This is a genomic window from Selenomonadales bacterium (assembly GCA_018335585.1).
Lineage (GTDB): Bacteria > Bacillota > UBA994 > UBA994 > UBA994 > UBA994.
This window is the reverse complement of sequence record JAGXRZ010000020.1, coordinates 152435-177079: the sequence shown is the minus strand read 5'-3', so window position 1 is coordinate 177079 and position 24645 is coordinate 152435. Positions and strand designations below refer to the sequence as shown.

Annotated in this window: 30 protein-coding genes; 28 read left to right on the top strand and 2 right to left on the bottom strand. The window is 55.8% G+C overall.

The window, feature by feature from the left end; all coding sequences use genetic code 11:
- Positions 1–348 precede the first annotated feature (348 nt).
- Positions 349–549: a 50S ribosomal protein L28 gene (locus tag KGZ66_03250; protein ID MBS3984607.1), complete on the bottom strand. Its 201-nt coding sequence runs from the start codon at positions 547–549 to the stop codon at positions 349–351.
- A gap of 102 nt (positions 550–651) precedes the next feature.
- Here KGZ66_03250 and KGZ66_03245 point away from each other — a divergent pair, with 102 nt between their 5' ends.
- From KGZ66_03245 to coaD, 5 genes are all read left to right on the top strand, one after another.
- Positions 652–1050, top strand: a complete 399-nt coding sequence (locus tag KGZ66_03245; protein ID MBS3984606.1) for an Asp23/Gls24 family envelope stress response protein — start codon at positions 652–654, stop codon at positions 1048–1050.
- A 13-nt stretch (positions 1051–1063) separates the two neighbouring features.
- Positions 1064–2698: a DAK2 domain-containing protein gene (locus KGZ66_03240; GenBank protein MBS3984605.1), complete on the top strand. Its 1635-nt coding sequence runs from the start codon at positions 1064–1066 to the stop codon at positions 2696–2698.
- Between the two features lie 207 nt (positions 2699–2905).
- The gene (locus KGZ66_03235; protein MBS3984604.1) at positions 2906–3079 is read left to right on the top strand and encodes an alpha/beta-type small acid-soluble spore protein; all 174 of its coding nucleotides are present in this window, start codon (positions 2906–2908) and stop codon (positions 3077–3079) included.
- Between the two features lie 110 nt (positions 3080–3189).
- Positions 3190–3780: a 16S rRNA (guanine(966)-N(2))-methyltransferase RsmD gene (gene rsmD, locus KGZ66_03230; protein MBS3984603.1), complete on the top strand. Its 591-nt coding sequence runs from the start codon at positions 3190–3192 to the stop codon at positions 3778–3780.
- On the top strand, positions 3725–4267 hold the full coding sequence (gene coaD / locus KGZ66_03225; GenBank protein ID MBS3984602.1) for a pantetheine-phosphate adenylyltransferase: 543 nt from the start codon (positions 3725–3727) through the stop codon (positions 4265–4267). Before rsmD ends, coaD begins: the two co-directional genes overlap by 56 nt.
- On the opposite strand, the gene ylbJ is transcribed toward coaD, so the two are convergent.
- Positions 4236–5393, bottom strand: a complete 1158-nt coding sequence (gene ylbJ, locus KGZ66_03220) for a sporulation integral membrane protein YlbJ (GenBank protein MBS3984601.1) — start codon at positions 5391–5393, stop codon at positions 4236–4238. The genes coaD and ylbJ overlap by 32 nt on opposite strands.
- A gap of 216 nt (positions 5394–5609) precedes the next feature.
- Here ylbJ and KGZ66_03215 point away from each other — a divergent pair, with 216 nt between their 5' ends.
- The 23 genes from KGZ66_03215 (at position 5610) to KGZ66_03105 (ending at position 24632) form a co-directional block, all read left to right on the top strand.
- A complete protein-coding gene (locus tag KGZ66_03215; GenBank protein ID MBS3984600.1) occupies positions 5610–6809 on the top strand; it encodes an acetate kinase in 1200 nt (399 codons plus the stop codon).
- 48 nt (positions 6810–6857) lie between these two features.
- Positions 6858–7412, top strand: coding sequence for a DUF177 domain-containing protein (locus tag KGZ66_03210; GenBank protein MBS3984599.1), 555 nt, complete (start codon positions 6858–6860; stop codon positions 7410–7412).
- On the top strand, positions 7384–7566 hold the full coding sequence (gene rpmF, locus KGZ66_03205; GenBank protein MBS3984598.1) for a 50S ribosomal protein L32: 183 nt from the start codon (positions 7384–7386) through the stop codon (positions 7564–7566). Before KGZ66_03210 ends, rpmF begins: the two co-directional genes overlap by 29 nt.
- A 124-nt stretch (positions 7567–7690) precedes the next feature.
- Positions 7691–8698 carry a phosphate acyltransferase PlsX gene (gene plsX, locus KGZ66_03200; GenBank protein ID MBS3984597.1) on the top strand — a complete coding sequence of 336 codons (1008 nt, stop codon included), beginning with the start codon at positions 7691–7693 and terminating at the stop codon, positions 8696–8698.
- A gap of 5 nt (positions 8699–8703) precedes the next feature.
- Entirely contained in the window at positions 8704–9558 is an 855-nt protein-coding gene (locus KGZ66_03195; GenBank protein ID MBS3984596.1) for a DegV family protein, read from the top strand.
- A gap of 9 nt (positions 9559–9567) precedes the next feature.
- Positions 9568–9801 (top strand): acyl carrier protein, encoded by a 234-nt coding sequence (locus tag KGZ66_03190; protein ID MBS3984595.1) that lies wholly within the window; start codon positions 9568–9570, stop codon positions 9799–9801.
- Between the two features lie 15 nt (positions 9802–9816).
- Positions 9817–10488 (top strand): ribonuclease III, encoded by a 672-nt coding sequence (rnc, locus tag KGZ66_03185; protein ID MBS3984594.1) that lies wholly within the window; start codon positions 9817–9819, stop codon positions 10486–10488.
- Between the two features lie 85 nt (positions 10489–10573).
- Positions 10574–10834 carry a stage V sporulation protein S gene (locus KGZ66_03180; GenBank protein ID MBS3984593.1) on the top strand — a complete coding sequence of 87 codons (261 nt, stop codon included), beginning with the start codon at positions 10574–10576 and terminating at the stop codon, positions 10832–10834.
- Positions 10835–10934: 100 nt separating this feature from the next.
- Positions 10935–14435, top strand: a complete 3501-nt coding sequence (gene smc / locus KGZ66_03175) for a chromosome segregation protein SMC (GenBank protein MBS3984592.1) — start codon at positions 10935–10937, stop codon at positions 14433–14435.
- An 11-nt stretch (positions 14436–14446) separates the two neighbouring features.
- Positions 14447–15352 carry a signal recognition particle-docking protein FtsY gene (gene ftsY, locus KGZ66_03170; protein ID MBS3984591.1) on the top strand — a complete coding sequence of 302 codons (906 nt, stop codon included), beginning with the start codon at positions 14447–14449 and terminating at the stop codon, positions 15350–15352.
- A 95-nt stretch (positions 15353–15447) separates the two neighbouring features.
- Complete coding sequence (locus KGZ66_03165; protein MBS3984590.1) at positions 15448–15789, top strand: YlxM family DNA-binding protein; 342 nt, start codon at positions 15448–15450, stop codon at positions 15787–15789.
- Positions 15790–15799: 10 nt separating this feature from the next.
- Entirely contained in the window at positions 15800–17134 is a 1335-nt protein-coding gene (ffh, locus tag KGZ66_03160) for a signal recognition particle protein (GenBank protein MBS3984589.1), read from the top strand.
- Between the two features lie 38 nt (positions 17135–17172).
- The gene (gene rpsP, locus KGZ66_03155; protein MBS3984588.1) at positions 17173–17424 is read left to right on the top strand and encodes a 30S ribosomal protein S16; all 252 of its coding nucleotides are present in this window, start codon (positions 17173–17175) and stop codon (positions 17422–17424) included.
- 13 nt (positions 17425–17437) lie between these two features.
- Positions 17438–17665 (top strand): KH domain-containing protein, encoded by a 228-nt coding sequence (locus tag KGZ66_03150; GenBank protein MBS3984587.1) that lies wholly within the window; start codon positions 17438–17440, stop codon positions 17663–17665.
- Between the two features lie 23 nt (positions 17666–17688).
- Positions 17689–18213, top strand: coding sequence for a 16S rRNA processing protein RimM (rimM, locus tag KGZ66_03145; protein ID MBS3984586.1), 525 nt, complete (start codon positions 17689–17691; stop codon positions 18211–18213).
- The gene (trmD, locus tag KGZ66_03140) at positions 18210–18989 is read left to right on the top strand and encodes a tRNA (guanosine(37)-N1)-methyltransferase TrmD (GenBank protein ID MBS3984585.1); all 780 of its coding nucleotides are present in this window, start codon (positions 18210–18212) and stop codon (positions 18987–18989) included. The genes rimM and trmD overlap by 4 nt, the downstream gene beginning before the upstream one ends.
- Before the next feature lies 1 nt (position 18990).
- Positions 18991–19335, top strand: coding sequence for a 50S ribosomal protein L19 (gene rplS / locus KGZ66_03135; protein ID MBS3984584.1), 345 nt, complete (start codon positions 18991–18993; stop codon positions 19333–19335).
- Between the two features lie 17 nt (positions 19336–19352).
- Entirely contained in the window at positions 19353–19880 is a 528-nt protein-coding gene (lepB, locus tag KGZ66_03130) for a signal peptidase I (GenBank protein ID MBS3984583.1), read from the top strand.
- A gap of 31 nt (positions 19881–19911) precedes the next feature.
- Positions 19912–20730: a ribosome biogenesis GTPase YlqF gene (ylqF, locus tag KGZ66_03125; GenBank protein ID MBS3984582.1), complete on the top strand. Its 819-nt coding sequence runs from the start codon at positions 19912–19914 to the stop codon at positions 20728–20730.
- A gap of 6 nt (positions 20731–20736) precedes the next feature.
- Entirely contained in the window at positions 20737–21339 is a 603-nt protein-coding gene (locus KGZ66_03120; GenBank protein MBS3984581.1) for a ribonuclease HII, read from the top strand.
- Positions 21332–21694: a YraN family protein gene (locus tag KGZ66_03115; GenBank protein ID MBS3984580.1), complete on the top strand. Its 363-nt coding sequence runs from the start codon at positions 21332–21334 to the stop codon at positions 21692–21694. The genes KGZ66_03120 and KGZ66_03115 overlap by 8 nt, the downstream gene beginning before the upstream one ends.
- 323 nt (positions 21695–22017) lie before the next feature.
- Entirely contained in the window at positions 22018–23526 is a 1509-nt protein-coding gene (locus KGZ66_03110) for a YifB family Mg chelatase-like AAA ATPase (protein ID MBS3984579.1), read from the top strand.
- A gap of 29 nt (positions 23527–23555) precedes the next feature.
- Positions 23556–24632: a virulence RhuM family protein gene (locus KGZ66_03105; protein MBS3984578.1), complete on the top strand. Its 1077-nt coding sequence runs from the start codon at positions 23556–23558 to the stop codon at positions 24630–24632.
- The last annotated feature ends 13 nt before the right edge of the window (positions 24633–24645 follow it).

Sequence of the window (24645 nt, the reverse complement as noted above, 5' to 3'; positions counted from 1 at the left end):
TGAGCAAAAGAGGAGGGTGTGACTTGCGCAGGACTCACTGCCACAACCCCTTGCGTCGTGTGGGCGGTGTTTTGGTTGCGTTAGCCGGGCTGCTGTTGATTTCCCGGATAATTCCGAGCTGGCTGTGGCTACTGGTGCTGGGGGGGCTGTGCGTGTGGGCTGGGTGGTACCTATATTATGAGAGCTAGGGGGAGGGCAATGAGAGTCCGCGTCTATAAGCCTCCCAAGTGGCTGGCGGGCATCCTAAAGCTGTTTTGGCGAAGCCGCCGCAAGCGGTAGTGACAAGCGATAGACCCTCCTACTGGTGATGAACCAAGAGGAGGGTCTTGCGTTGCCTGTTTTTATCATTTACACGGCGCGAGTGACTTTGTTAGACTTGAGGCATGTTGTACACACGTTGAGCCTAGTTGGCTTGCCTTCAGCAATAACACGCACTCGTTGGATGTTTGGGAAGCGAGTACGCTTGGTGCGTTTAGTCAACTGAGTTCCCTTGTAGTTTAGTTTGTTTCCGGAAGACTTACGTTTGTTGCAGACCTGACACGTATGCATGGTTGCCGCACCTCCTTTTCACGGGAGTAATTCTATCACATACTAAACTACACTGGCAAGGATGGCGGCGACAGGAATATTACAGACCAAGACGAATAAGAGATGACTGTACGCAGGAAAGAAGGAGGAAACATAGTGAGTCAGATTGTGCTGACAGAATATGGCAAGATAGTCATTACTGCAGAAGCTATTGCTACAGTAGCCGGCGTAGCTGCTTTAGAATGCTATGGCCTAGTAGGTATGTGCTCGCGCAGCCGCATTCGCGACGGCTTTATTGAGCTGTTGGGCAAGGAGAATTTATCTCGCGGCGTAGAAGTGCATATCAGCGGGAACCGCGTGGTTATTGACCTGTACATTATTGTCGGGTACGGCACCAAGATTTCCGAAGTTGCGACAAACATCATGGAGAAAGTAAGGTACGTAGTCGAAACGCTAGTCGACTTGACGGTAGAGCAAGTCAATGTCAATGTGCAAGGCGTGCGCGTAAACGAGAAGTACTAGGAGGATGAATGTTGTGACACCAAAGCAGATAGATGCAATCCTCCTGCGAAACATGTTCCTGCTTGGCGCGAAGAACCTAGAGGCCAACAAACAGGCAGTAGACGCTTTGAATGTCTTCCCAGTTCCTGATGGGGACACCGGCACAAACATGCACCTTACCTTGCAGGCGGTCGTACGTGCGCTTGACAAACCTAATCTTGATACTTGTGCCGCGGTAGCTCAAGTGGTGGCTTCCGGGTCGCTGATGGGAGCGCGCGGAAACTCGGGCGTCATCTTGTCGCAGCTGTTTCGCGGTTTCAGCCGTTCCTTGGAGCGAAAAACGGTACTTCAGGGAACAGACTTTGCGCTAGCGTTAATGGCAGGAGTAGAAACGGCGTACAAGGCCGTCGGTAGGCCCGTAGAAGGAACGATTCTCACCGTAGCGCGCGATGCCGCGCGCGCCGCTCAGGCAAAGGCGCGCACTGAGCAGGACATTGCCAAGGTAATGCAGGCGGTAATTGAGCAGGCCGAAAAGACGCTGGTGCGTACACCTGAAATGCTACCGGTACTAAAAAAGGCAGGCGTAGTCGACGCCGGTGGCCAAGGTTTAGTTTATATCTACCGCGGCTTCCTCCAGGCTCTGCTGGGGCAAGAACTCGAAGCCCCGGTGGCTATAGAAGCACCCAAGCTAACCCTTGTACCCGAGCAGGCCCATTTTGCACCCACGGAAATTGAGTTCCAGTATTGTACCGAGTTCCTGATTCTGCACCCGCGCGTCGAAGACCATATGCTGCGCCCTGGCCTCGAGGCCTACGGCGATTCGCTGCTGGTTGTCGGAGACGAGGGTGTTATCAAGGTGCATATCCATACTAATCATCCCGGGACAGTGATGGAGCTCGCACTTGAACACGGTGAGCTCAGCGGCATAAAAATCGAAAACATGAAGGAACAGCACGCACACACTGCCTGGGCAGAGGAAGGGCTGAAGGTCGCGCGTCCGGGCAGTGACAAATCCATCGGCGTGGTGGCCGTTGCGGCGGGCGATGGTTTGCGTGAGGTCTTCTTAAGTCTAGGCGCAGATGTCGTCGTGTCTGGCGGGCAAACCATGAATCCGAGCACTGAGGACCTAGCCGCTGCCGTCAACAGCCTCGCCTGCGAGCGAGCCGTCATCCTGCCAAACAACAAGAACGTAATCTTAGCGGCCTCGCAGGTCAAAGAAGTTACGAATAAAGAGGTGGCCGTGGTGGCGAGCCGCACCGTTCCGCAGGGTCTCGCCGCTATGCTTTCCTATGAGGCTGACGCAACCGAGCTTGAGCGCGTAGCGAGAGCCATGCATCGGCGCATGAGCGGAGTCAAAACAGGCCTCGTAACATATGCGGTAAAATCGTACAACGGGGATGTCGGAGAGATTGCCGAAGGCGACATCCTTGGCCTGAGCGACAAAGGCATTGACACGGTGGGCACGGATGTAAACGAGGTTGCGCTTGCGCTGCTAGCCAATATGGTTACGGATGACGACGGCGTGATTTCGCTTTTTGCGGGTGCCGAGACTGATGAAGCTTATGCCAAGTCTCTGGTTGAGAGCATTAAGGCGAAATTCCCCAATTGCGAACTTGAATTTTTTACCGGCGGACAGCCAGTTTACTACTATATTCTTTCCGTGGAGTAGATATCCAATTTGCGAGGAAGTTTTTCCTAAGTATAGAGAACAAGCTCCAGCACATACTAAGCTCAAGCAGGTCATGAATTTGCCTAGGTTACAAATTCATCTCACGAATTTGCCTGCTTAAATAAAGCTTAAGGAGGTGCAATCAACGTGGCGAGAGGCAGCGACACTACTAGCAATCAAATAGTCGTTCCGCAAGCCAAGAACGCGATGGAGCAGTTCAAGTATGAAGTGGCTTCTGAGCTTGGCATCCAGACTCCTAATGACGGCTATTGGGGAACCATGACCACCCGCGATACCGGGGCTATCGGTGGTCATATGGTACGCAAGATGATTGAAATGGCAGAGCGTTCTCTGGCAGGCCGTGGCGGCACCCTGCGTTAGTTGGATGTAACTTAAAGGCGGACCGTTCCGGTCCGCCTTTCGTATGCCCTGACTAGCGACAAGCAGGTTGCTCTAATGTACAATAGTGAGGAGCTCTTGGTAGGGGAATATTGGCTATCGTAGAGGTGAGGTCTATTCGAATCATTGCGGGCATGTACCGGGGGCGACGCATCGTAATGGAAGATAAGCTTGCTATTCGCCCCACATCTGACAAAGCGCGCGGCGCGGTCTTCTCTAGCTTAGGTGAGTTAGTGCCGGACGCTCGCTTTCTTGATGTGTTTGCAGGAACCGGGGCCATGGGGATTGAGGCGATATCGCGCGGCGCTAAGCTAGTTGTCGCCGTCGAGCAATCACCGCGCGCCGCTGCCCTTATCGCGAGAAATCGCGATAGTCTAGGCATTGCCAGAGAAACACTTTCGGTTTGTGTTGGCTCTTATGACAAAGTCCTGCCAAGGCTTTTCGGCCAGCAATTCGACATCATCTTTGCTGACCCCCCCTACGGAGACTTGCTTGGCGCGCAAGTCCTGGCACTAGTTGACGGTAATAGACTGCTTGCTCCAGGCGGCGTGCTGATCATCGAGCACTTCGCAAAGGAGTCGCTGCCGACCGACGCCGGAGGGCTTACGTTGCACAAGGAAAAAGACTATGGTCAGACCGTTATGTCCCATTATTTATGGGCGGGAGGAAATAGACGTGATTAGAGCTGTATACCCCGGCAGTTTCGACCCTGTAACAAACGGCCATCTAGACATCATTCTGCGCGCCGCTAAGATATTTGACCGCCTGAGTGTAGTCGTCATGAGTAACCAAAGTAAGAACACACTTTTCTCCGTCGAGGAGCGTATTGCACTCTTGCAGGAGGTTACACGGGACATCCCTAATGTGGTCATCACAGAGCATCCCGGTCTCTTAGTACACTTCATGCAGAGCGAGCGGGCGCAGATAATCATCAAGGGTTTGCGCGCGGTCTCGGACTTTGAGTATGAGTTTCAGATGGCGCTTATGAACCGTACACTCGACGACGGGGTGGAAACGCTTTTTATGATGACGAACAACCGCTATTCCTATCTGTCTTCTTCTTTGGTTAAGGAAGTAGCCCGCCTAGGTGGTTCCGTGGATGAACTGGTACAGCCGGTAGTTGCCGCCGGCCTGCGCGCTAAGTTTTTGGCCGCCACCCCCGTATCCTGAGTCTGCATAAGCCGACAACAATCGCCGACAAAACGAGCGCAATGCCGATGAAGGCTAGGGCTCGGACACCGGCAAAAGCCATGCGCTGTAGCGCGAAGCTTGGTGTTCCGGTAGGTACAGTCAAGAGCACCGGCAGAGTGGCGCCGAGCAATCCCCCACTTACGTTCCACAGAAGTACAGTATAGATAAACGCTAAGACAGCATGCACAAATCGTGCCACTACATATGGTCCGATGCGGATATCTGTATCGTGCAGAATGCTTGCGACTTGCCCGTGTACAGAGAGCCCGCTCCAAGCGATGATTGCGCCCGCTAGGGCTACACGCTGTAGCAGAGGTGCACCTGCACTCGCACAGAGCTCCGTCCCGATTGTTATTTCAAAGAAGCCGGAGACAACGCTTGGCGATAGCGCGCTCGATATACCTATCACTGCTAGCGGAAAAGCTATTGCTGCCGCCAGTAAATCAACTAAGCCTACGATGGTGGCCATGCGAATAATCACTGAAAACAAAATAATGAACCCGCCGATGTTTAGGAGACTGGTGACGGAGTTGCGCACGGCATCACCAAACAGCTGCCCGAGCGGCCGTCCATCTTGTCGGCGAGCGCGTGGGAGCGCGCGCAGGGCGCGTAGAAGCAGTGGGCCGGAAGGCATGTTGTCTACTGTCACCGTCGTTGAGCGTCGATAGAAGCGCATGATGAAGCCAACGGTGAGGCTAGACAAGTAATGAGCCAAAGCAAGCACAGAACCTAGTCTCGCGTCCGCAAACATACCTACGGCTACTGCGCCAAACATAAACAGCGGGTCTGCTGTGTTGGTGAACGACAAAAGGCGCTCGGCTTCTACTTGCGTACATGCGCGCTGGCGCCTAAGCTTAGCGGTGAGAATCGCGCCTATGGGGTACCCGGAAGCAAGCCCCATAGCCATGACAAACGAGCCCACCCCGGGCACATTAAACAGCGGCCGCATCAGCGGCTCAAGTAATACTCCCATCATGGAGACTACGCCTAGACCCATTAAAATTTCCGACAGAATAAAGAAAGGCAGCAAAGCAGGGAACACTATGTCCCACCACACTCTGAGCCCGCCGAGCGCCGAGGCAAAGGCCTCCTCGGGGTAAAGCATGGTGGTAACGGTAAGGGCAATGGCCACCGACGCGGCAAGGTAAGGTCGGCCGCGCGACCAAAGCCCGCGTTTACGCAACTAGCATCCCACCTTTCGCTGTAAAGTATATGTGGCGTGTGGGATACCTAGACTCCGTTCGCCCTCTCAGCTAGCGACAAGTGACGAACTTCACGCTATAATGATATCGGTCTTTACATCAAAGGGAGGTTGCGTTAAGTGAAAATACTCGTTATCAACTGCGGTAGCTCTTCGCTCAAGTATCAGGTCTTTGACATGTCGGACGAATCCGTATTAGCGAAAGGCCTAGTGGAGAAGATTGGCCTGCCGGGGAGCTTCCTTAAGCATCGTCGCGGTGAGGGGGAAAGCATAGTTGTGGAGCGCGACATGCACAACCACGAGGTCGCGATTGGCCTTGTGATTGACACACTGCTTGACCCACAACACGGGGTCGTCAAGAGCATGGATGAAATCGAGGCTGTCGGGCATCGCGTAGTACATGCGGGCGAAAAGTATGCCGGTTCGGTCCTGATTGATGAGGACGTGATGCAGGCTCTCCGTCAGTGCATTGAGCTTGCCCCCTTACACAATCCGCCTAACATAATGGGGATTGAGGTATGCGCAAAGCTGATGCCAAGAGTCCAGAATGTAGCAGTTTTTGATACGGCTTTTCACCAGACGATGCCACAGACTGCGTATCTCTACGGTCTGCCACTTGAGCTTTACAGAAAGTATGGCCTCAGGCGCTATGGCTTTCACGGCACCTCGCACCGCTATGTTTCCGAGCGCGCAACTGTGATGCTTGGCAAGCCGATCGAAGAAGCGAAGGTCATCACCTGTCACCTTGGCAACGGTGCATCTGTAGCGGCTATCGACGGCGGAAAATCTATCGATACCAGTATGGGCTTCACGCCGTTAGAAGGACTTATTATGGGCACCCGCTCGGGAGACCTCGACCCTGCTGTCGTCCCCTTCCTCATGGAAAAAGAGAAAATGAACAGCGAACAAGTCAGCAACTTCTTGAACAAGAAGTGCGGCGTTATGGGCATTTCGGAAGTCAGCAGCGATTTTCGCGTGATCGAAGATGCTGCCGCCAAGGGAAATGAACAGGCCCAGTTAGCACTTGACATGTACTACTATCGCGTGCGCAAGTACGTCGGCGCATACGCCGCAGCGCTTGGGAGCGTAGACGCCATTGTGTTTACGGCAGGTCTTGGTGAGAACTCACCTGAAGTCAGGGAGCACGTGTGTAAGTTCCTTGGGTTTATGGGCGTGGAGCTTGACCTTGCGAAGAACAAAGTTCGCGGCAAAGAAGTAGACTTAAGCACGCCAGGTGCGAAAGTAAAGGTGCTGCTAATCCCGACCAACGAAGAGCTGATTATTGCCCGCGACACGAAGGAGCTCGTTCTCTCTCACTAAGAATTGACGCTACTACACACACTGTGTATAATCTATGAGGTGTTGGACATGAAGGTTATGGTTGCCGAGCTCTGTGAGGCGGCTTCACCGCGCGAGTTTGAGGTTGCCTTATCCATGGCCCCTTTAGAACTGCAGGGGACCGACTTTGTGCCGCTTTCTCCTCCGCAGGTAAGTTTGCATTTGCAGAGAGAAGGAAGCAAAGTCGAAGTGGAGGCGGCTCTCTGTGTGCGGCTGCAGTCACCTTGCGCGCGTTGTCTGACAGACGCGATAACAGACCTCTCCGTAACGGTGACGGACGAGTGGCCGTTGTGCGGGTCTAATGATGAGACGGCAGACTTCCTCGCCTCTTCTTTCCTAGAGGACGCAGGTCGTATAGTTAATTTAGCAGAATACGGGTCGGCCCTATTGATGGAGCACTTGCCTGTGCGAGTGCTGTGCGCGAGCAACTGCCTTGGCCTTTGTCCTACTTGCGGAGTAAACCGCAACGAAGCCGAATGCGCTTGCGATCACCGCGAAGTCGACCCACGTCTAGCGGTCTTAGGACGTCTGCTGCATGATAAAGGAGGTGTTAGAGATGGCACTACCGAAAAGAAAGACATCTAAAGCTCGTCGCGACAAACGTCGGGCCAATTGGAAATTAACCTCTCCCGGCTTAGTATCTTGCCCACAGTGTCATGAGGCCAAGCTCCCTCATCGCATTTGTACTGCATGCGGATACTACAAGAACAAGGCTGTAGTCGCTCAGGCGGCAAAGTAAAGCAGACAAACAAAGGCGATAAAGTCGCCTTTTTTGTTTTGTATACAGAGTGTGCACAAAAATGTGTTGAGCGATATTTTGTGATGCAGTATACTAAAATAACGTAAGAGGCGAGGTGTTTTATTTGCGTATAGCAGTCGACGCGCTTGGCGGCGACCACGCTCCCCACGCGATTGTCGCTGCGGCAATAGATGCGGCGCGGGAGCGGGATTTTACCGTGGTGTTGGTGGGCCCGGAGGCTACTCTTAAGCCGCAGATTGTAGAGAGAGGGTTAGCGCACCGCATCGAAGTCGCGGACGCTACCGAGGTGATCACCGACCTTGACAGCCCTAGCCTGGCTGTAAGGCGTAAGAAGCAGTCCTCGCTGGTAGTAGCGTCGGACTTGCTGCGCAGAGGACAAGTTGATGCGGTAGTCACCGCAGGGAACACCGGCGCTTTTATGGCGGCAGGCCTTCTTCTGGTAGGCAGGCTGCCGGGCATTGACCGGCCGGCGTTAGCGCCGCTTATACCCACGCGCAATGGGCGCGGCGTAGTGCTCCTAGACGCCGGGGCGAACATGGACGCAAAGCCGGAACATCTGCTGCAGTACGGTATCATGGGTGCGCTATACGCGTCCAAAGTGTTGCGTCGCGAGAACGCACAGGTCGCTCTGCTTAACGTCGGCTTAGAAGAAGGTAAGGGAAATCAGGTTACCAAAGAAGCTTTTCCCTTGCTACGGCACGCCGGCATAAACTTTGTGGGGAACATTGAGGCGAGAGAACTCCTTGCGGGGCAGGTAGACGTAGTTGTGTGCGACGGCTTTACCGGCAATGTCCTGCTTAAGGCGCTCGAGGGAACGGCGGCGACTTTTGCCGCCATGCTCAAGGACTACTGTATGCGCGATTGGCGGAGCAAGCTTGGAGCCTTGCTGCTTAAGCCAAGCCTGCGAGGCTTTAAGAAGCAGTTCGATTACTCCGAATACGGCGGAGCACCGTTACTGGGCATCAATGGCGTTTTAGTTAAGTGCCATGGCTCTTCACAAGAGACGGCAATTAAGAACGGGTTGCTGCAGGCGGCGCGGTTTGTGGAGCAGGGAGTTGTTAAGAACATCGCGGCCGCTGTTGCCGACATAACACCAAAAGTGAAAGGATGATGATTATGCCAGTAAAGAAGGTTGCCATCGTTACTGACAGCACTGCCGACATCCCAGCTCTGGTGCAAAAACAGCTAGACATCCACGTTGTCCCACTAAATGTCGTCTTCGGCGAGACAAACTACCTCGACGGAGTAGACATCACTAGCCAAAGCTTCTTTGAAATGCTCCCTAAGAGCCAGTTTCACCCCCGTACGTCGCAGCCCTCGCCGGGGGACTTTACGGCGGTCTACGAGCGGTTGCTAAAAGACTACGACGAAGTTCTCTCCCTACACATATCTGCGGGAGTGTCGGGTACATACCAGTCGGCGGTGATGGCGCGCGACATAGTATCTACTACAAGCGTTGCCGTGCTAGACACGAGGAGTGCCTCACTCGGTCTCGGTCTGGCTGTAGTCGCTGCGGCCGAAGCGCGCAACGCCGGCCAAGATTTGCCTGAAATATTGGCAGCCGCAAAGCGCATTTGTGAGCGACAGACGCTCCTCATTTCGGTCGATACACTCGAGTACCTGCGGCGTAACGGCCGCATTGGCAAGGCTAGCGCACTCCTGGGCACCTTGCTTAATGTTCACCCAGTGCTGCGATTTGCAGATGGGGCAGTCGCGCCGCACGCTAAAATCAGGGGGAAGATGAGTAAAGTATTACAGAGCATGGTCGATGCGGCCGGGGAGTTTGTCCCGCACGGCCGCGCAGTGCAAGCGGCGATTATGCATGGCAATTGCCCGGAACGCGCGGAGGAACTGAAAGCTCTGCTTGAGAAAGCGTACCGCGTAGATAGCCTACTGGTAAACGTGATAGGACCAGTCATTGGGGTGCACGCCGGACCGGGTGCTGTCGGTCTCGTCGTAGTGCCCAAGTAGGGAGGACTTATGGAGGACATTTTCGCGCGCGTGCGCGCGGTTACAGCCCGAATCTTGCGCTTAGACCCAAGCAAAGTCGAACTGAGCTCGCGCTTTCGGGCTGACCTCGGTGCCGACTCCATAAATCTCATCGAGATTGCCATGGGACTAGAGCAGGAGCTAGACATTACGCTTGACGACGATGAGGTAGCGCAAATCGTAACCGTGAGCGACGCTGTACGGTACATTGAGAGACATATTTGAGGTGAAGCACAACTAGTGGGCAGCATGCGGTCGCTAGCTAAACGGCTCGGTTTTTCGGAAGAGAGTGAGCAGCTTGTGAGGCAGGCTCTGACTCACGTTTCGTATGCCAACGAGAACCCCGGGAGCATCGACAACGAACGTTTGGAGTTCTTAGGTGACTCCGTGCTGTCTTTGGTCTGCAGCACGCATCTGTACAAAAAGTTTCCGGCGTTGCCTGAGGGGCAGCTAAGCAAGTTGCGCGCGAGCCTCGTCTGTGAGGCCGCGCTCGCTTCTATCGCCCGCTCGTTTGACCTGCAGAGCGTTGTCTTCCTGGGACGGAGCGCCCAAGCTAGCAACGGCAGAGCCAAGCCGAGGATTCTCGCCGGTTGTGTCGAAGCGCTCCTAGGTGCGGCCTTCCTTTCTGGCGGGCTGTTCCGTGCGGAGGAGTTGTTTCAGCTGTTCTACGCCGACATGCTGGATAATACCAGCGACCCTGTAGCTTTTATGGACGCCAAGACTACTCTGCAGGAGTATGCGCCCGAGGCGGTGAGCTACACGCTACTCGGTTACAGCGGACCTGACCACGACCGCACTTTCCGCGTGAGTGTATCTGTGGCGGGGCGCGCCGTCGGTCTTGGGGAAGGAAAGAGCAAGAAACAGGCCGAACAAGCGGCGGCGGCAGAAGCACTGCGAAATCTTCGCGTCTAGCTAAGCAAGACTGCCGCCTAAAAAGCATATAGATAACTGTGGCTAACCCAAGGGTGCTTTAAGCGCAGTAGAGGGGGAGATGCAGTTGGATGTATTGAAAGTTTCGGCCAACTCAAGTCCAAAATCCGTCGCCGGTGCGTTGGCGGCTGTGCTCAGGGAACGGGGCACTGCGGAACTGCAAGCGGTGGGAGCAGGAGCAGTCAACCAGGCGGTGAAAGCTATCGCCATCTGCAGAGGATTTGTCGCAGCGAACGGCCTTAATCTGGTGACCACGCCCGCTTTTGCCGACATCTATATCGAAGGGGAGGAGCGCACAGCTATTCGCTTCATCGTAGAGCCGAAATAGACTCTGGTGTAGACACACACCTGCTGCGCGGCAGCAGGTGTTTTGTCGCGTGTGGTTTCCTGTAGATTTTGCTACAATGAATGGGTGAGGGGGCGACGCTATGAGGATGAAACGCATCGAGATCAGCGGGTTTAAGTCTTTTGCCGATAGAACTGAGTTTGAGCTAGGCGAAGGACTCACCGCTGTTGTCGGGCCTAATGGGAGCGGCAAAAGTAATCTGGCCGAGGCCGTAAAATGGGTGCTCGGCGAGCAGTCTGCCAAGCTCTTGCGCGGCACGCGCATGGATGACGTCATCTTTTGTGGGACAGCCAAGCGCAAAGGCGTCGGACTGGCCGAAGTGACGCTTATCTTCGACAACAGCAGTAGGCGGTTGCCGCTAGACATCAGCGAAGTGGCTATCACCCGCCGCGTGTATCGTTCCGGTGAGGCCGAGTATTTCATTAATCGCAAGCTCTGTAGGCTGCGGGACATCGCTGAGATGTTTCTTGACACCGGCATCGGCAAGGAGTCCTATTCCTTTGTCGGTCAGGGCCGCATTGAAGAAATACTTAGCGCCGACCCGCGCAACCGCCGCGTAATATTCGAAGAAGCCACGGGCATTTCCCGGTATAAGCTGCGCAAGAAAGAAACAGAGGCGCGCTTAAGTGACACAGCTTCCAACTTGCGCCGCATTCAAGATATTGCATGGGAGCTAGAATCGCAGCTCGAACCGCTCGTAGGGGAAGCAAAGCGCGCTAAGCACTACCTTGACCTGACGCAGGAGCGCGACACATACGAAAGAGAACTATTGTTGTACGAAGTAGCCCTAGCCGAGCGGCAGCGACAAATGCTGCAAGGGCAACGAGAGCGCGTATGCGACGAGGTCACCCACCTTGAGTCGCGCCTGAATTTGCACGAAGCAGAACAAGCCGGTAGCTCACTAGCCGCGAGTGTCGATTTGGCAGCGCTACGAGACGCTGAGCGCGATCTTCTGCAGCACACCCTGCTACGCGAGCAGCGCAGTGAGCGGTTAGCAGACACGACGGCAGAGCACGCGCGCGCACTTTCTCGCTTACAGCAAGTCACGTCGCTGCAAGAACGACTTCGGCGCGAAGAGGACAAACTCGCACAAGACCTGTCGCAGGCGGAAGACGAGCTCCGTGGCTATGCACAAAGCCTAAGTGAAAAAACTGCCGCCAAGCAGGATTTGCCTGATGCTGCAGAGCAAAGAGCTAGCGGTGAGAGAGGGCAGGCAACCGACCTAAACAGAGTAGAGGAGCGCATCCATGAGGTGCGCGGGGCAATAGCCGAGCGCGAAAAGCAAGCGCAGGTCTTGGCGGAATCGCTCTCTGGCAAGTCAGAACAGCACGCCGCTCTGCTTGGCAAGTTAGAACGCCTGAGTCTAGAGCAGCAAAAGCGGGAGCAGGAGCGTCAAACCCTTACGCTAGCACTCGCACAGGCTAAGGACAGACACACGGACGCCCTAGCGCAGGCCAGGAAGCTTGAGGGCCAAGCGACCGCCCTCGAGCGAGAGCGCATGCGCGTGGAAGCCGAAGGCCAAGGCGCACACGCTCGCCTGCGCGCCCTCGAGGCTAGTGAGCGGCAGCAGGATGGGCTAAGCCGCGGAGCGCGCTACGTGTTAGGCATGAACATGAACGGAGTTATGGGCGCACTTGGCAAGCTCATCAGTACGGAGGAGCGGTATGAAGTCGCTATCGAGGTCGCGCTAGGCGCACAGGTAGGCGACATCGTCACGGATACCGAGGCTACAGCCAAGCGAGCCATTGCTGTGCTCAAAGACAAAGGACAAGGCCGCGCCACCTTTTATCCACTTGACACCTTACGGCCGCGGGACGCGCGGGAGTTGCCGGCGCGGGCGGCCGCTGTGTCTGGGTGCATTGGCCGCGCGGTAGAACTAGTGAAATGCCCTGCCGCGCTTTCGCCTGTGGTCAGACACACGCTAGGTAACGTCCTAGTCTGCGATACCCTCGAATGTGCATCCCAAGTAGCCGGACTCACCGGCTACACGTGGCGCATCGTGACGCTTGACGGCGATGTTGTTATGCCGGGAGGCTCGATAACCGGTGGCAGTCGCCCCGAACGTCAGGCCTGGCTATTGTCGCGTCGCCGTGAGCTAGAGAGTGCCGCGAACATCTGGGAAGAGAATCGCTCGCGGGGTCAAGCTATCGCCACGGAGCTGGCGGAAGTGCGTAGGCAAGCAGAGCAAGTAGCGGCAAGTGTACGCAAACTATTAGACGAAGTTCTACGCCTAGAAAGCGAAGAGCGGCAGCTCCAGCAGGCAAGTGCGCGGCTCGCGGAGGAGCAGTGGTTTCTAGCGGATGCGGCCCGAGTGTGTAGCGAAGACGTGTCGCACCACAAGGACGAATGCCAACGCGTGGCTGCCGAATCAGAAAACCTGCGTGTGGAACTTGTGGAGTTGGCTGCGGCAAGGGAGGAAGCGCTCCGCATTGAGGCAGAGCTCTCCGAGATGCACGCCAAAACATCTCTGCGGCGCCTCGAGTTAGCGGTTGAAATTGCCCGCCTGGAATCACAGGTAGCGTTAGCCGCGCTACAGGTCGCGGAGCGTAAGGAGAGCCTAGAGTCGGCGTGTGAGCGCCAAAAAGAAGCAGAGCGAGAAGTAGCAGAAGTCGCACTCACAGAGAAGAACCTAACAGAACGCATGCAGGCGCTTCGGGCTGAGATTAGCGACCTGCTGAGTCGGGTAGAGGCGCTAACGGCGCAAGTAGAAGACGGACGCGCGCGACAGGCCCAGCATACAGCGCTACAGGCGAACTTGCAGTCCACTCTGGTTCGGCTGCAAAACGAGCTTAACAGCGCCCGCCAGAAGGTGCACAACATCGAACTGCGCTTAGAGAGGGTTGCCGCCGAGGAGGATTTCCTTAAGGCTAAGCTCAAGCAAAAGTACCCTTGTGCGGAAGGTCTAAGCAGCACGCTCTCAAGCCGGAGCGAGGCGGAAACGCGAATCGCCGAGCTAGACAAGGCACTAGCAGAGCTTGGACCGGTGCGCGTTGCGGCGATTGCGGAGAGTGAGCGGCTCGGTGAGCGCATTAGTTTCCTCGCGCGCGAGCAAGATGATTGTCGTCAGGCAGAACAGCATCTGCGGGGGGTTATGGCCGAGTTAGACCAGGTGATGGGCGAGAGATTCTTGGCCGGGTTTAGCTCGATTCAAAAGGCGTTCAGCGACGTTGCGGCGCGGCTCTTCGGCGGTGCCACAGCCAGGATATACCTTAGCGAACCCGGGCGCCCGCTTGAATCGGGCATCGAAGTCGACGTTCAACCACCTGGCAAGCGCCTCCAAAGCATTACCCTGCTATCCGGCGGCGAGCGCGCGCTCGTAGCGCTGTCCTTGCTCTGTGCGGTGCTTAAGGTTAAGCCCACGCCGTTTTGCGTGCTAGACGAAATTGACGCGCCGCTTGACGAGGCCAATGTGGAGAGGCTAATTGCCGTGCTGCGCGAGCTGTGCGCGAATACGCAGTTTCTCATGATTACCCATACCCGCGGCACGATGATGGCCGCAGATATGCTGTACGGTGTTACAATGCGAGAAGAGGGCGTGTCAAAAGTCCTTGCCGTTAAAGTATCGGAGATAGCAGGAGCATAGGAGTGGAACGCATGGGCTTTATGCAGAAGTTAGCAGATAGTCTTACCAAGACGCGTGAAAAGTTTGTCGCTAAACTTGACACGCTGATAACAGGGCGAGCGATTGACGAGTCTCTCTACGAGGAGTTAGAGGAACTGCTGATACTACACGACGTAGGCGTAGCGGCGAGTGCTAGGCTCGTCGCAGAACTCCGCAAGTTAGCTAACCAGAGAAAAGTAAAGGAAGGCCACTTAATACGCCCGCTGCTACAAGAGATTATCTCGGAGCGATTTGGCAAGCGCCGCGAGGTTCTTCTGCAATCGGGAAAACTCAATGTCTTTCTCGTAGTGGGTGTCAACGGTGTTGGCAAGACGACGAGCATCGGGAAACTAGCGCAATCTTACCGCGAGCAGGGACTAAAAGTTATGCTAGCGGCCGGCGATACTTTCCGCGCCGCAGCCGCACACCAGCTCGAGATTTGGGGTGAACGCGCCGGCGTACAGGTCGTTGCCCATGCCGCAGGCGGAGACCCTGCCGCCGTGGTCTATGACGCCTTACACTCCGCGCGCGCTAAGGGCATCGACCTTTTGCTTGTAGACACCGCCGGCCGCTTGCATAACAAAACCAACCTAATGCAGGAACTCGGCAAAGTGCGCCGCATTATTGAGCGTGAAGCGCCGGGGGCGCTGCAAGAAATTTTGCTCGTCGTCGATGCCACTACCGGCCAAAACGCCCTCACGCAAGTGCGGGAGTTTGCGGAGATTGTGCCCCTTACGGGCATTATCTTAACTAAGCTTGACGGCACGGCTAAAGGCGGCATTGTCTTAGCCATACAAGAGGAGCAGAAGGTTCCGATAAAGCTTATCGGGGTAGGGGAAAGAGCGCAGGACTTGCGTCCCTTCGATCCACAGGAATTTGCGGCGGCGCTCCTTTCCTAGCTACGCGGTGTAGCGACGGCGGCTGTCAAGTAAAACTGCTTGACAGCCGCCTGTGCCTTTGCTATGCTAACGAGGTCTAATAGGGGGTGTACGGCATGACGCAGAGTGAAGGACCTGTGGTGCCGGAGTTTGTGCAGATGGGGCTGCTCCTAGACTTTTACGGGGGCTTACTTACAGAGCGTCAACTGCTTGCCTGCCGCCTCTACTTTGCCGAGAACCTCTCCTTAGGAGAGATAGCGTCGGAGCTAAATATCAGCCGCCAAGCTGTGCACGACACCGTGCGGCGTGCAGAGCAGGCATTAACAAACTATGAAGAAAAACTTGGGCTATTGGCACGTTTTACAGAGCAACAAAACGAACTGAGACATTTGCGGGACCTGTGCCTGCAAGGGATGACTCCCGAGGTCTTGGCGCTCCTAGAGAAACTCATCACGTAGGAGGTTTGGCATGTTCAAGATTCTTGGCGAACGATTGCAGGCAACCTTCAAGAAATTGCGCGGCAAGGGTAAGCTTACCGAACAAGACGTTACCGAAACACTGCGTGAAGTGCGTATGGCTCTGCTAGAGGCAGACGTCAACCTTAAGGTAGTACGCGACTTTGTCGCCGCGGTAAAAGAACGCGCTATCGGCCAAGAAGTATTCGAGAGCCTTACTCCCGGACAACACGTTATCAAGATTGTGCACGAGGAGTTAATCAAGTTGCTTGGCGGCAGTGCGAGCCGTATCAATCTTTCGGCTAATCCGCCTTCCGTACTGATGTTAGTTGGGCTACAAGGTTCGGGCAAGACCACGCAAGCCGGGAAACTCGCGCGTCTCTTGCGTAAGAGCGGACGGCACCCTTTACTTGTAGCGTGCGACATATACCGACCCGCAGCCATAGACCAATTAGAGACGCTCGGGCGCCAACTCGACATTCCCGTCTTCTCCATGCGCGAGAGCAAGAATGCGGTGGAAATTGCGCGTCTGGCCAAGGAAAACGCCATGCGCCAAGGGCGCGACTTAGTCATCATAGATACAGCCGGGCGCCTACACATAGACGAGCGGCTAATGCAGGAGCTAAAAGACATCTATACGGCAGTGCAGCCCCACGAGGTCTTGCTCGTGGTTGACGGTATGACCGGGCAGGATGCCGTGACGGTGGCGGAGTCCTTTGACAAAGCGCTGTCCATTGACGGCATCATTATGACCAAGCTAGACGGCGATGCGCGCGGCGGAGCTGCGCTCTCCATCAAGGCTGTTACCGGCAAACCCATAAAGTACATCGGCGTGGGGGAGAAGCTTGACGCTCTCGAAGTTTTTCACCCCGAACGCATGGCCTCCCGCATTCTGGGCATGGGTGATGTGCTGTCGCTGATTGAGAAGGCAGAAGAAGTGTTTGACGTCAAGCGGGCGGCAGAGCTAGAGCGCAAGTTGCGCTCGCAGACGTTCACCTTGGAGGACTTTCTCGGACAATTACAGCAAATGCGCAATATAGGGCCGTTAGACCAGCTGCTTGGGATGATTCCCGGCCTAGCGCAGGCGCAGCAGCTTAAGGGGCTTCAGCTTGATGAGCGCGAGCTCAAACGCGTCGAGGCGATGATTTTCTCCATGACTACCAAGGAGCGCCAACGCCCCGAGATTATCGACGGCAGCAGACGCAAGCGCATCGCACTAGGCAGTGGGACATCGGTGCAGGATGTCAACCGCCTGCTAAAGCAGTTTGAGCAGTCACGCAAAATGATGAAGGCGATGACCGACATGGGAAAGCGTGGCGGCAAGAAATCCAAGTTCCCCTTAGTTTAGGGATAGATTTGGGGAAGACTTGAAAGGGGGTGAAACTGATGGCAACAAAAATCCGACTCAAGCGCATGGGCGCAAAGAAGGCTGCCTTTTACCGATTGGTTGTCGCGGATTCTCGCTCACCGCGGGATGGGCGCAATATCGAGGAGGTCGGTTACTACAATCCGGTAGCGAATCCCGCCGTAATCGAGATAGACCGCGAAAGAATTAACTACTGGCTGAAGGCAGGCGTCCAAATGTCGGACACGGTGCGAGGACTCTTAACCCGCGCGGGTGTCCTCGAGAAAGCCTAAGGAGGTGTCCCTCATGCGTGAGTTAGTGTTGTTTATCACCAAGTCGCTCGTCGCAGAGCCCGACAAGGTCCACGTGACAGAAGTGCAGGGGGAAGACGGACTCATTCTCAAGGTTTCGGTGGCTAGTGAAGACATCGGCAAAGTGATCGGCAAACAAGGACGAATCGCCAAAGCTATCCGCACGGTAGTAAAGGCGGCCTCCCCGGTTGACCAGCGCATTTTCGTGGAAATAAACTCCTAAAGTTTTTATCTAGAGGGAATTCCATGCAGAGCAGCGAACTGGTGAGTGTGGGTCAAGTAGTCGGTGCGGTCGGCCTAGCGGGGGAGATTAAGGTCAAGCCCTTGTCCGACCATCCACGGCGGTTTGCCGAGATGCCCGGACAACGCATGTTGTGGCGCCGTCAGGATGAGTTTCGCCGGCTGACTGTGCGTTTTGCGCATGAACAAGGGCGATACTACATTTTGGCGTTCGAGGGCTGTGACAGCCGCGCCGAGGCCGAACAATTGGTGGGCGGGCAATTGGTGGTTGCGCAAGCCGACGTGCTGCCGTTGCCGACGGATACCTACTACTGCTTTCAAATTGTCGGGCTCGAAGTCTTCGACGAACACGGAGCAAGACTTGGCGTGGTGCGCGAGGTCCTTTCCTTAAAGAGCAACGATGTCTATGTCATCGCAGGTGCAAGCGGCGAGATACTGCTGCCGGCCATCCGCAGTGCGATTAAAGAAATCGACCTAGCGCAGCAACGCATGACGGTGACACTGCCTGTGGGGCTGGAGGAAGAGGCGTGAGAGTAGATGTGCTCACCTTGTTCCCGGAAATGTTTGCTGCCGTGACCGACATGAGTATTCTCAAGCGTGCGCAGAGCCAAGGGCTGTTAGACGTGCGGCTCACAGACATCAGGGCCTTTGCCTTGGACAAACACCGCGTAGTCGACGACTATCCCTTTGGCGGCGGGGCGGGAATGGTTCTAAAGCCCGAGCCTGTGATTGCGGCCGTAGAAGCGGTGGTGGAGCAGGCCAGGGCGGCAGGTCACTTGGAGAGCAGAGTTATACTTTTGAGCCCGCAAGGTCAAGTGCTAACGCAAGCGCGGGCAACCGAGCTGTCGAAGCGGGAGCACCTTGTGCTCATCTGCGGCCACTACGAAGGTATCGACCACCGCGTAACGCAACTAGCCGTGCATGAAGAGATATCTGTCGGCGACTATGTGCTTACAGGTGGCGAACTGCCGGCGATGCTCCTTATCGACTGTGTGGCTCGGCTCTTGCCGGGTGTACTAGGGAGTCCTGAGTCGACGGCGGAGGAATCCTTCGCCTCTGAGTCGGTGCTCGAGTACCCGCACTATACGCGACCGCGGGAGTTTCGCGGCGTGTCAGTACCGGAAGTGTTGCTCTCGGGAAACCATAAAGAGATTAGCAGGTGGCGCCGCGGCCACGCCTTACGTAGAACGCTAGAGAAGCGGCCCGAACTCCTGCAACGTGAGCTCAGCAAGTACGACCGCGAGTGCCTAGCCATAGCCAATGGCGATTCACCGGATTTTTATAGCCTAAGAAAGGAGGGTTTCTAACGTGGAAGTGATTAAGAGTATTGAGATGATGCAGCTGCGAACAGATGTCCCTGACTTTAAGCCTGGGGACACCGTGCGCGTGCACGTTAAAGTTGTAGAAGGTAATCGCGAACGTATCCAGGTGTTTGAGGGTACGGTCATTGCTCGCCACGGCGGCAGCATACGCGAGACCTTTACCGTGCGGCGTATATCCTACGGCATTGGGGTAGAGCGCATTTTCCCCGTACATTCTCCCCGCATTGAGCGCATCGAAGTAATGCGGCGCGGGCGTGTGCGTAGGGCTAAGCTGTACTACCTGCGCAGCCTCACCGGAAAAGCCGCCCGCATTCGGGACATTCGCGGCTAAAAAAGGAAAGAGTTATTATGCCTAAGTCATGGCGTACGGAAGTCCTAGAGTGGGGCAAGGCCTTTGCTCTAGCCATTATCTTGGCGCTTATCATTCGCGTCTTCCTTATTGAAGTGTATATCGTGGATGGAGTGTCCATGCAGCCCTCGCTGCAGCACGGCGAACGGGTCTTGGTGAACAAGCTCGTTTACCGCTTTGGCGAGCCAAGTCCGTCTGACGTAGTTGTGTTTCGCTACCCACGCGACCGCGACCGCGATTTTATCAAGCGGGTTATCGCCGGGGCGGGGCAGACAGTCGAGACTCGCGACAACCACGTCTATGTGGATGGGGTTAGACTGACGGAGCAGTATCTCGGTATCCCCACGCACGGGACCTTTGGCCCCGTCGTGGTCCCCGAGGGCACGGTATTCGTTATGGGAGACAACCGCAATTTCAGCCTCGATTCGCGCGACCCGGCAGTTGGGTTTATCCCTTTAGCCGAGATTAAAGGCAAGGCCATGCTTATTTTCTGGCCGTTGCCGGCGCTACGCCTCGTGCCGAACTAAAGCCATGAGTATTCAGTGGTTTCCGGGCCACATGGCCAAAGCAAAGCAGCTCTTGTCTGAATGTATCCCGCTCGTGGATGTGGTCATTGAGCTTAGAGATGCACGCATTCCGATATCTAGTGCTAACCCGCTGCTTGCGCATATGCTTGGCGACAAGCCGCGGGTTATTGCGCTAACTAAGCCCGACCTGGCCGATGAATTGGCCACGGCGGCTTTCGCGGCTCATTTCGCGCGCGAGGGGATTCCTTGTGTGGCCGTAAACGCGCGTGCACAACGCGGCATGCGAGAGCTCCTTGGCAAAACCAAGCAGGCCGTGGAGGGGACCCTGCCGCGTGACCGCACAAGTGGCAGGCCCTTGCGCGCGCCGCGCGTGATGGTGGCCGGCATCCCTAACGTAGGCAAGTCTAGCCTCATTAACGCGCTGTGCCAGCGCAAAGCTGCCCGCACCGGGGCCTTGCCCGGCCTAACTCGCGCCAAGCAGTGGATTCGCCTCGACTCCGGCTTAGAGATGCTTGACACGCCGGGCCTCTTGTGGCCGCGCCTTGAGGACCCTGACATTGCCTTTCGCCTTGCTGTTACGGGGGCTATAGGGGAGGGCGGCTTCGACAATCGCGAGTTGGCGGAGCGTTTGGTGGAGTTTCTTGCCGTCGCTTACCCCACTGCGCTCACCGCTAGGTTCGGCGTAGCAGGTGCACCCGGCTTACTCGCTCCCGACATTTTACACAAGATTGGGGAGAGGCGAGGGTGCCTACTAGCCGGCGGGCAAGTTGATTTGTCCCGCGCGGCAGATTTGCTCTTACAGGAGTTTCGCCTCGGCAAGCTCGGTAGGTTTACGCTCGATAGGGAGTGAAAAGCCATGCTCCGATTAGAAGAAAAGTATTGGGCACAGGGCTATCAGCGGGTTTTGGGCATGGATGAAGTGGGGAGAGGCGCACTTGCCGGACCTGTCACGGTTGGCGGAGTCATCTGGCGTCAGGGGGCGGCAGGAGAGGGCATTCGTGACTCTAAGGCGCTTAGCGCGCGTGAGCGAGAGCGTCTTTCTACTTACATAACGTCAACTGCCTGCGCTTACGCCTGTGTCAGCCGCGACCAAGCCTATATTGACGCACATGGGATTGTGGAGGCCATATATAGCTGCCAGGAGGAAATCGTAGCACTGCTCGCGCCCGATGTCTTGCTGCTAGATGCCTTTCACTTCCCCCGTGCGCACCCTTCATTAGTACAGGAGGCCGTGATCAAGGGTGACCAACTCTCGCTTTCCATTGCCGCCGCGAGCATTATCGCCAAGGTAGAGCGCGACAGGACAATGTGCGAGCTCGACAGTCAGTACCCCGGCTTCGGGCTGAGCGCACACAAGGGTTATGGCACGAAGGGCCACTATGCCGCCCTGGCGCTAAACGGCCCGTGCGCCTTACATCGCCGTAGCTTCCTCGCGCGGTGGGATAGGTCTCGTGTCTAGTCGGGCGGTTGGCCAGCGCGGCGAAGAATTGGCAGCGCAGTATCTGACGGAACAAGGGTATAAGATTCTGTTTCGTAACTTCCGCGGCTCGCGCGGCGAGATAGACCTTATAGCTATGCGAGGTGGCACGTTGCTCTTTGTCGAGGTTAAGTACAGGCGGGACCTCGACCAAGGACACCCCGCCGAGGCGATTACTCCACGCAAGCTGTCACACTTTCGCTCGGCGGTGACCGAATTCCTGATGAGCGGCGAGGCTCCACCCTTTATTGGCCTAAAATTTGACGCCATCTGCATCGTTGAGCTCCCGAGTCAGCCGCCGTCTATCGAGCTCTTCGAGCATATCCTAGGACCGTAAAAAGAACTCCTCGCGTTAGCAGGAGTTTTTTTGTGCGTAGCGAACGTATGTTCATGAAGAGGGAGCGTGCTTCGTGCTTCGTGCTTCGTGCTCCGCTAGAGGATGGGGCGCCGCAAGCTCCTTGCTTACGGCTTACGGCTTACGGCTTACGGCTTACGGCTTAGGGCTTACAGCTTACGGCTTACGGCTCACAGCTCACTGCTCTTTTCTTGCCTCGCCTAGTGCCTAACGCCTGTGACAGCCCCCAGTTCACGATTCACGATTCACGATTCATGATTACCCCAGCTCACCGCTCACAGCTCACAGCTCAAAGGAGTGACACCATGCTCGCAAAAGTTCTCGGCTCAACAGTATATGGCATTGAGGCGTACCTAGTTGATGTAGAGGTAGATGTAGCCCTGGGGCTCCCGGCCTTTGACATTGTCGGGTTGCCCGATACGGCCGTGCGGGAGGCGCGCGAGCGTGTCCGTTCCGCGGTTAAGAACTGCGGTTTTGAGATGCCGCCGCGGCGCATCACGGTAAATCTCGCCCCGGCTGACTTGCGCAAAGAAGGCTCGGGCTTTGACCTGCCCATTGCCATAGGTCTCTTGGTGGCCTCTGGGCAGCTCGATTCCTCGGTGTTAGCCGACGCCGTTTTCGCGGGCGAGCTGTCTTTAGACGGTGCCTTGCGACCGATTCACGGGGCCTTGCCCATGGCTTTAGTCGCCAAGCGGGAGGGCCGCGCTTTTGTCGTGCCGACAGATAATGCGCGCGAGGCAACGCTAGTAGAAGGGTTGCCTGTCACCTTTGCAGCGAGCCTCTCCGAGCTTATCGGAATTCTGCAAGGGACTGTTACCTGTCCTCCCGCTCCCATGACTGTCTCAGCGGAGACGCAGTCAAGCTGCGATTTTAAGGATATCGCGGGGCAAGACCAAGCCAAACGCGCCTTAGAGATTGCCGCAGCGGGGGGCCACAATGTGTTACTTGTAGGCCCGCCGGGTTCCGGCAAGACACTCTTAGCGAGACACCTGCCCTCAATTTTGCCGCCGATGCAACCGCAGGAAGCACTCGAGGTCACCAAGATTTACAGCGTAGCGGGTCTGTTGGCGGACAGGGGTACTTTGGTGAGCGAACGACCTTTTCGTGCTCCTCACCACTCTATTTCCTACGGAGGATTAATCGGTGGGGGCAAGGTTCCGCAGCCCGGCGAAGTCAGTCTGGCCCACCACGGCGTAGTGTTCCTTGACGAACTGCCGGAGTTCAGCAAGCGCGTGCTAGAGCAGCTGCGCCAACCCTTAGAAGACGGTAACGTGACTATTGCCCGCGTCAGCGCCACCCTTACTTATCCGGCGCAGTTTATGTTGGTGGCCGCCATGAACCCTTGCCCCTGCGGGTATTTAGGCGACAAACTCAAGCCTTGCACTTGTTCTGCGGGGGATGTTTCGCGCTACCAAGGGAAGATCTCGGGACCTCTCCTTGACCGCATCGACCTGCAGTTGTCTGTGCCGCGGCTTGAGTATCATGAACTGTCTAGTCGCGCGCAGGGCGAGTCCTCTGCCACTATCCGCGGCAGGGTAATACAGGCGCGCAGCCGACAGGAGACTCGACTTGCGCCGTATGGCCTCTTCTGTAATGCCCGCCTGCAACATAGACACCTCCGCCGCCTAGCGCTTGACCCAGCGGCCGAGCAGCTCTTAAAGAGCGCCTACGCCAAACTGGCACTGTCGGCCCGAGCGCATGACCGCATCCTGAAGGTGGCGCGCACTATTGCCGACCTCGCCGCGAGCGACGCCATTCTGGCTGCGCATATTGCCGAAGCCATAAGTTACCGTACGGGAGCAGGGTTGGGGTAAACGCACACACCGAATCGAGTCGAAGGACGGTGAAAGTCGTGAATGAGAAGAAACGAACAAGAGACCTGCAAATTCGCAATAGCACTGCCGAATTCCTGATACTCTCCTACCAAGCTGGAGGCGATGGGGTCGACGTGCGTGTTCAAGACGGAACGCTGTGGGTAGGACAGAAGCAAATGGCGTTGTTGTTCGATACGTCGGTTGACAACATCTCATTTCATCTAAAGAACATTTATGGCGAGGAGGAGCTGAACGAAAGGGCAACTACCGAGACTTTCTCGGCAGTTCAAATCGAAGGGACCCGCGAAGTAAGGCGCACCGTTAAGCATTATAACCTTGATGCTGTTATTGCTGTAGGGTACCGCGTCAATTCAAGGCGTGCGACAGCGTTTCGTCAATGGGCGACACGGGTACTGCGTAACTTCACCTTGCGGGGTTATCTGCTCGACAGAAAGCGAATGGAAAGTGGTGCCTTTCTTGATGAAGACTACTTCGAGCGGTTACTCGAAGAAATCCGGGAGATTAGGCTTTCTGAGAGACGCTTCTATCAGAAGATTACTGACATCTACGCCACTGCAATGGACTATGACAGCCGGTCACCAGTAACCAAGGAGTTTTTCTCGAAAGTTCAGAACAAGCTGCACTTTGCCGTCCATGGGCAAACTGCTGCTGAGATGATATACAACCGGGCCGACGCCAATAAGGAGTACATGGGGCTAACCACTTGGGAAAACAGCCCGGATGGAAAGATTCTTAAGAGAGATGTTGCCATCGCTAAGAATTACCTAACAGGTTCAGAGATGCATGAACTTAGTCGTATCGTTAATGCTTACCTCGACCTAGCAGAAAGCCGCGCTAAGCGACGCATCCCAATGACCATGGAGGATTGGGCTAAGAGGCTTGACATATTCCTTCAAGCGGATGATCGAGTAATCTTAAGCGATGCCGGGCGTATTTCCTCCCAAATCGCAAAAGACCGCGCCGAAAGTGAGTTTGAGAAGTATCGAATCATACAGGACAAGCTGTTCGAGTCTGACTTCGATCGAGAAATTAAACTCCTCGAGCAACAAATTACGAACGAAAAGGATGAAGGCAGTAGCTCTTAGTGCTCTGTGACAA

Excerpts from the sequence above, each read along its gene's own strand:
- KGZ66_03250 (MBS3984607.1), bottom strand. The coding sequence starts at position 549 with ATGCATACGTGTCAGGTCTGCAACAAACGTAAGTCTTCCGGAAACAAA.
- KGZ66_03245 (MBS3984606.1), top strand. The coding sequence starts at position 652 with ATGACTGTACGCAGGAAAGAAGGAGGAAACATAGTGAGTCAGATTGTG.
- KGZ66_03235 (MBS3984604.1), top strand. The coding sequence starts at position 2,906 with ATGGAGCAGTTCAAGTATGAAGTGGCTTCTGAGCTTGGCATCCAGACT.
- coaD (MBS3984602.1), top strand. The coding sequence starts at position 3,725 with ATGGTCAGACCGTTATGTCCCATTATTTATGGGCGGGAGGAAATAGAC.
- ylbJ (MBS3984601.1), bottom strand. The coding sequence starts at position 5,393 with ATGCTTTACCCCGAGGAGGCCTTTGCCTCGGCGCTCGGCGGGCTCAGA.
- KGZ66_03210 (MBS3984599.1), top strand. The coding sequence starts at position 6,858 with ATGAAGGTTATGGTTGCCGAGCTCTGTGAGGCGGCTTCACCGCGCGAG.
- rpmF (MBS3984598.1), top strand. The coding sequence starts at position 7,384 with ATGGCACTACCGAAAAGAAAGACATCTAAAGCTCGTCGCGACAAACGT.
- KGZ66_03195 (MBS3984596.1), top strand. The coding sequence starts at position 8,704 with ATGCCAGTAAAGAAGGTTGCCATCGTTACTGACAGCACTGCCGACATC.
- KGZ66_03190 (MBS3984595.1), top strand. The coding sequence starts at position 9,568 with ATGGAGGACATTTTCGCGCGCGTGCGCGCGGTTACAGCCCGAATCTTG.
- smc (MBS3984592.1), top strand. The coding sequence starts at position 10,935 with ATGAGGATGAAACGCATCGAGATCAGCGGGTTTAAGTCTTTTGCCGAT.
- ftsY (MBS3984591.1), top strand. The coding sequence starts at position 14,447 with ATGGGCTTTATGCAGAAGTTAGCAGATAGTCTTACCAAGACGCGTGAA.
- KGZ66_03165 (MBS3984590.1), top strand. The coding sequence starts at position 15,448 with ATGACGCAGAGTGAAGGACCTGTGGTGCCGGAGTTTGTGCAGATGGGG.
- ffh (MBS3984589.1), top strand. The coding sequence starts at position 15,800 with ATGTTCAAGATTCTTGGCGAACGATTGCAGGCAACCTTCAAGAAATTG.
- rpsP (MBS3984588.1), top strand. The coding sequence starts at position 17,173 with ATGGCAACAAAAATCCGACTCAAGCGCATGGGCGCAAAGAAGGCTGCC.
- KGZ66_03150 (MBS3984587.1), top strand. The coding sequence starts at position 17,438 with ATGCGTGAGTTAGTGTTGTTTATCACCAAGTCGCTCGTCGCAGAGCCC.
- rimM (MBS3984586.1), top strand. The coding sequence starts at position 17,689 with ATGCAGAGCAGCGAACTGGTGAGTGTGGGTCAAGTAGTCGGTGCGGTC.
- lepB (MBS3984583.1), top strand. The coding sequence starts at position 19,353 with ATGCCTAAGTCATGGCGTACGGAAGTCCTAGAGTGGGGCAAGGCCTTT.
- ylqF (MBS3984582.1), top strand. The coding sequence starts at position 19,912 with ATGGCCAAAGCAAAGCAGCTCTTGTCTGAATGTATCCCGCTCGTGGAT.
- KGZ66_03120 (MBS3984581.1), top strand. The coding sequence starts at position 20,737 with ATGCTCCGATTAGAAGAAAAGTATTGGGCACAGGGCTATCAGCGGGTT.
- KGZ66_03110 (MBS3984579.1), top strand. The coding sequence starts at position 22,018 with ATGCTCGCAAAAGTTCTCGGCTCAACAGTATATGGCATTGAGGCGTAC.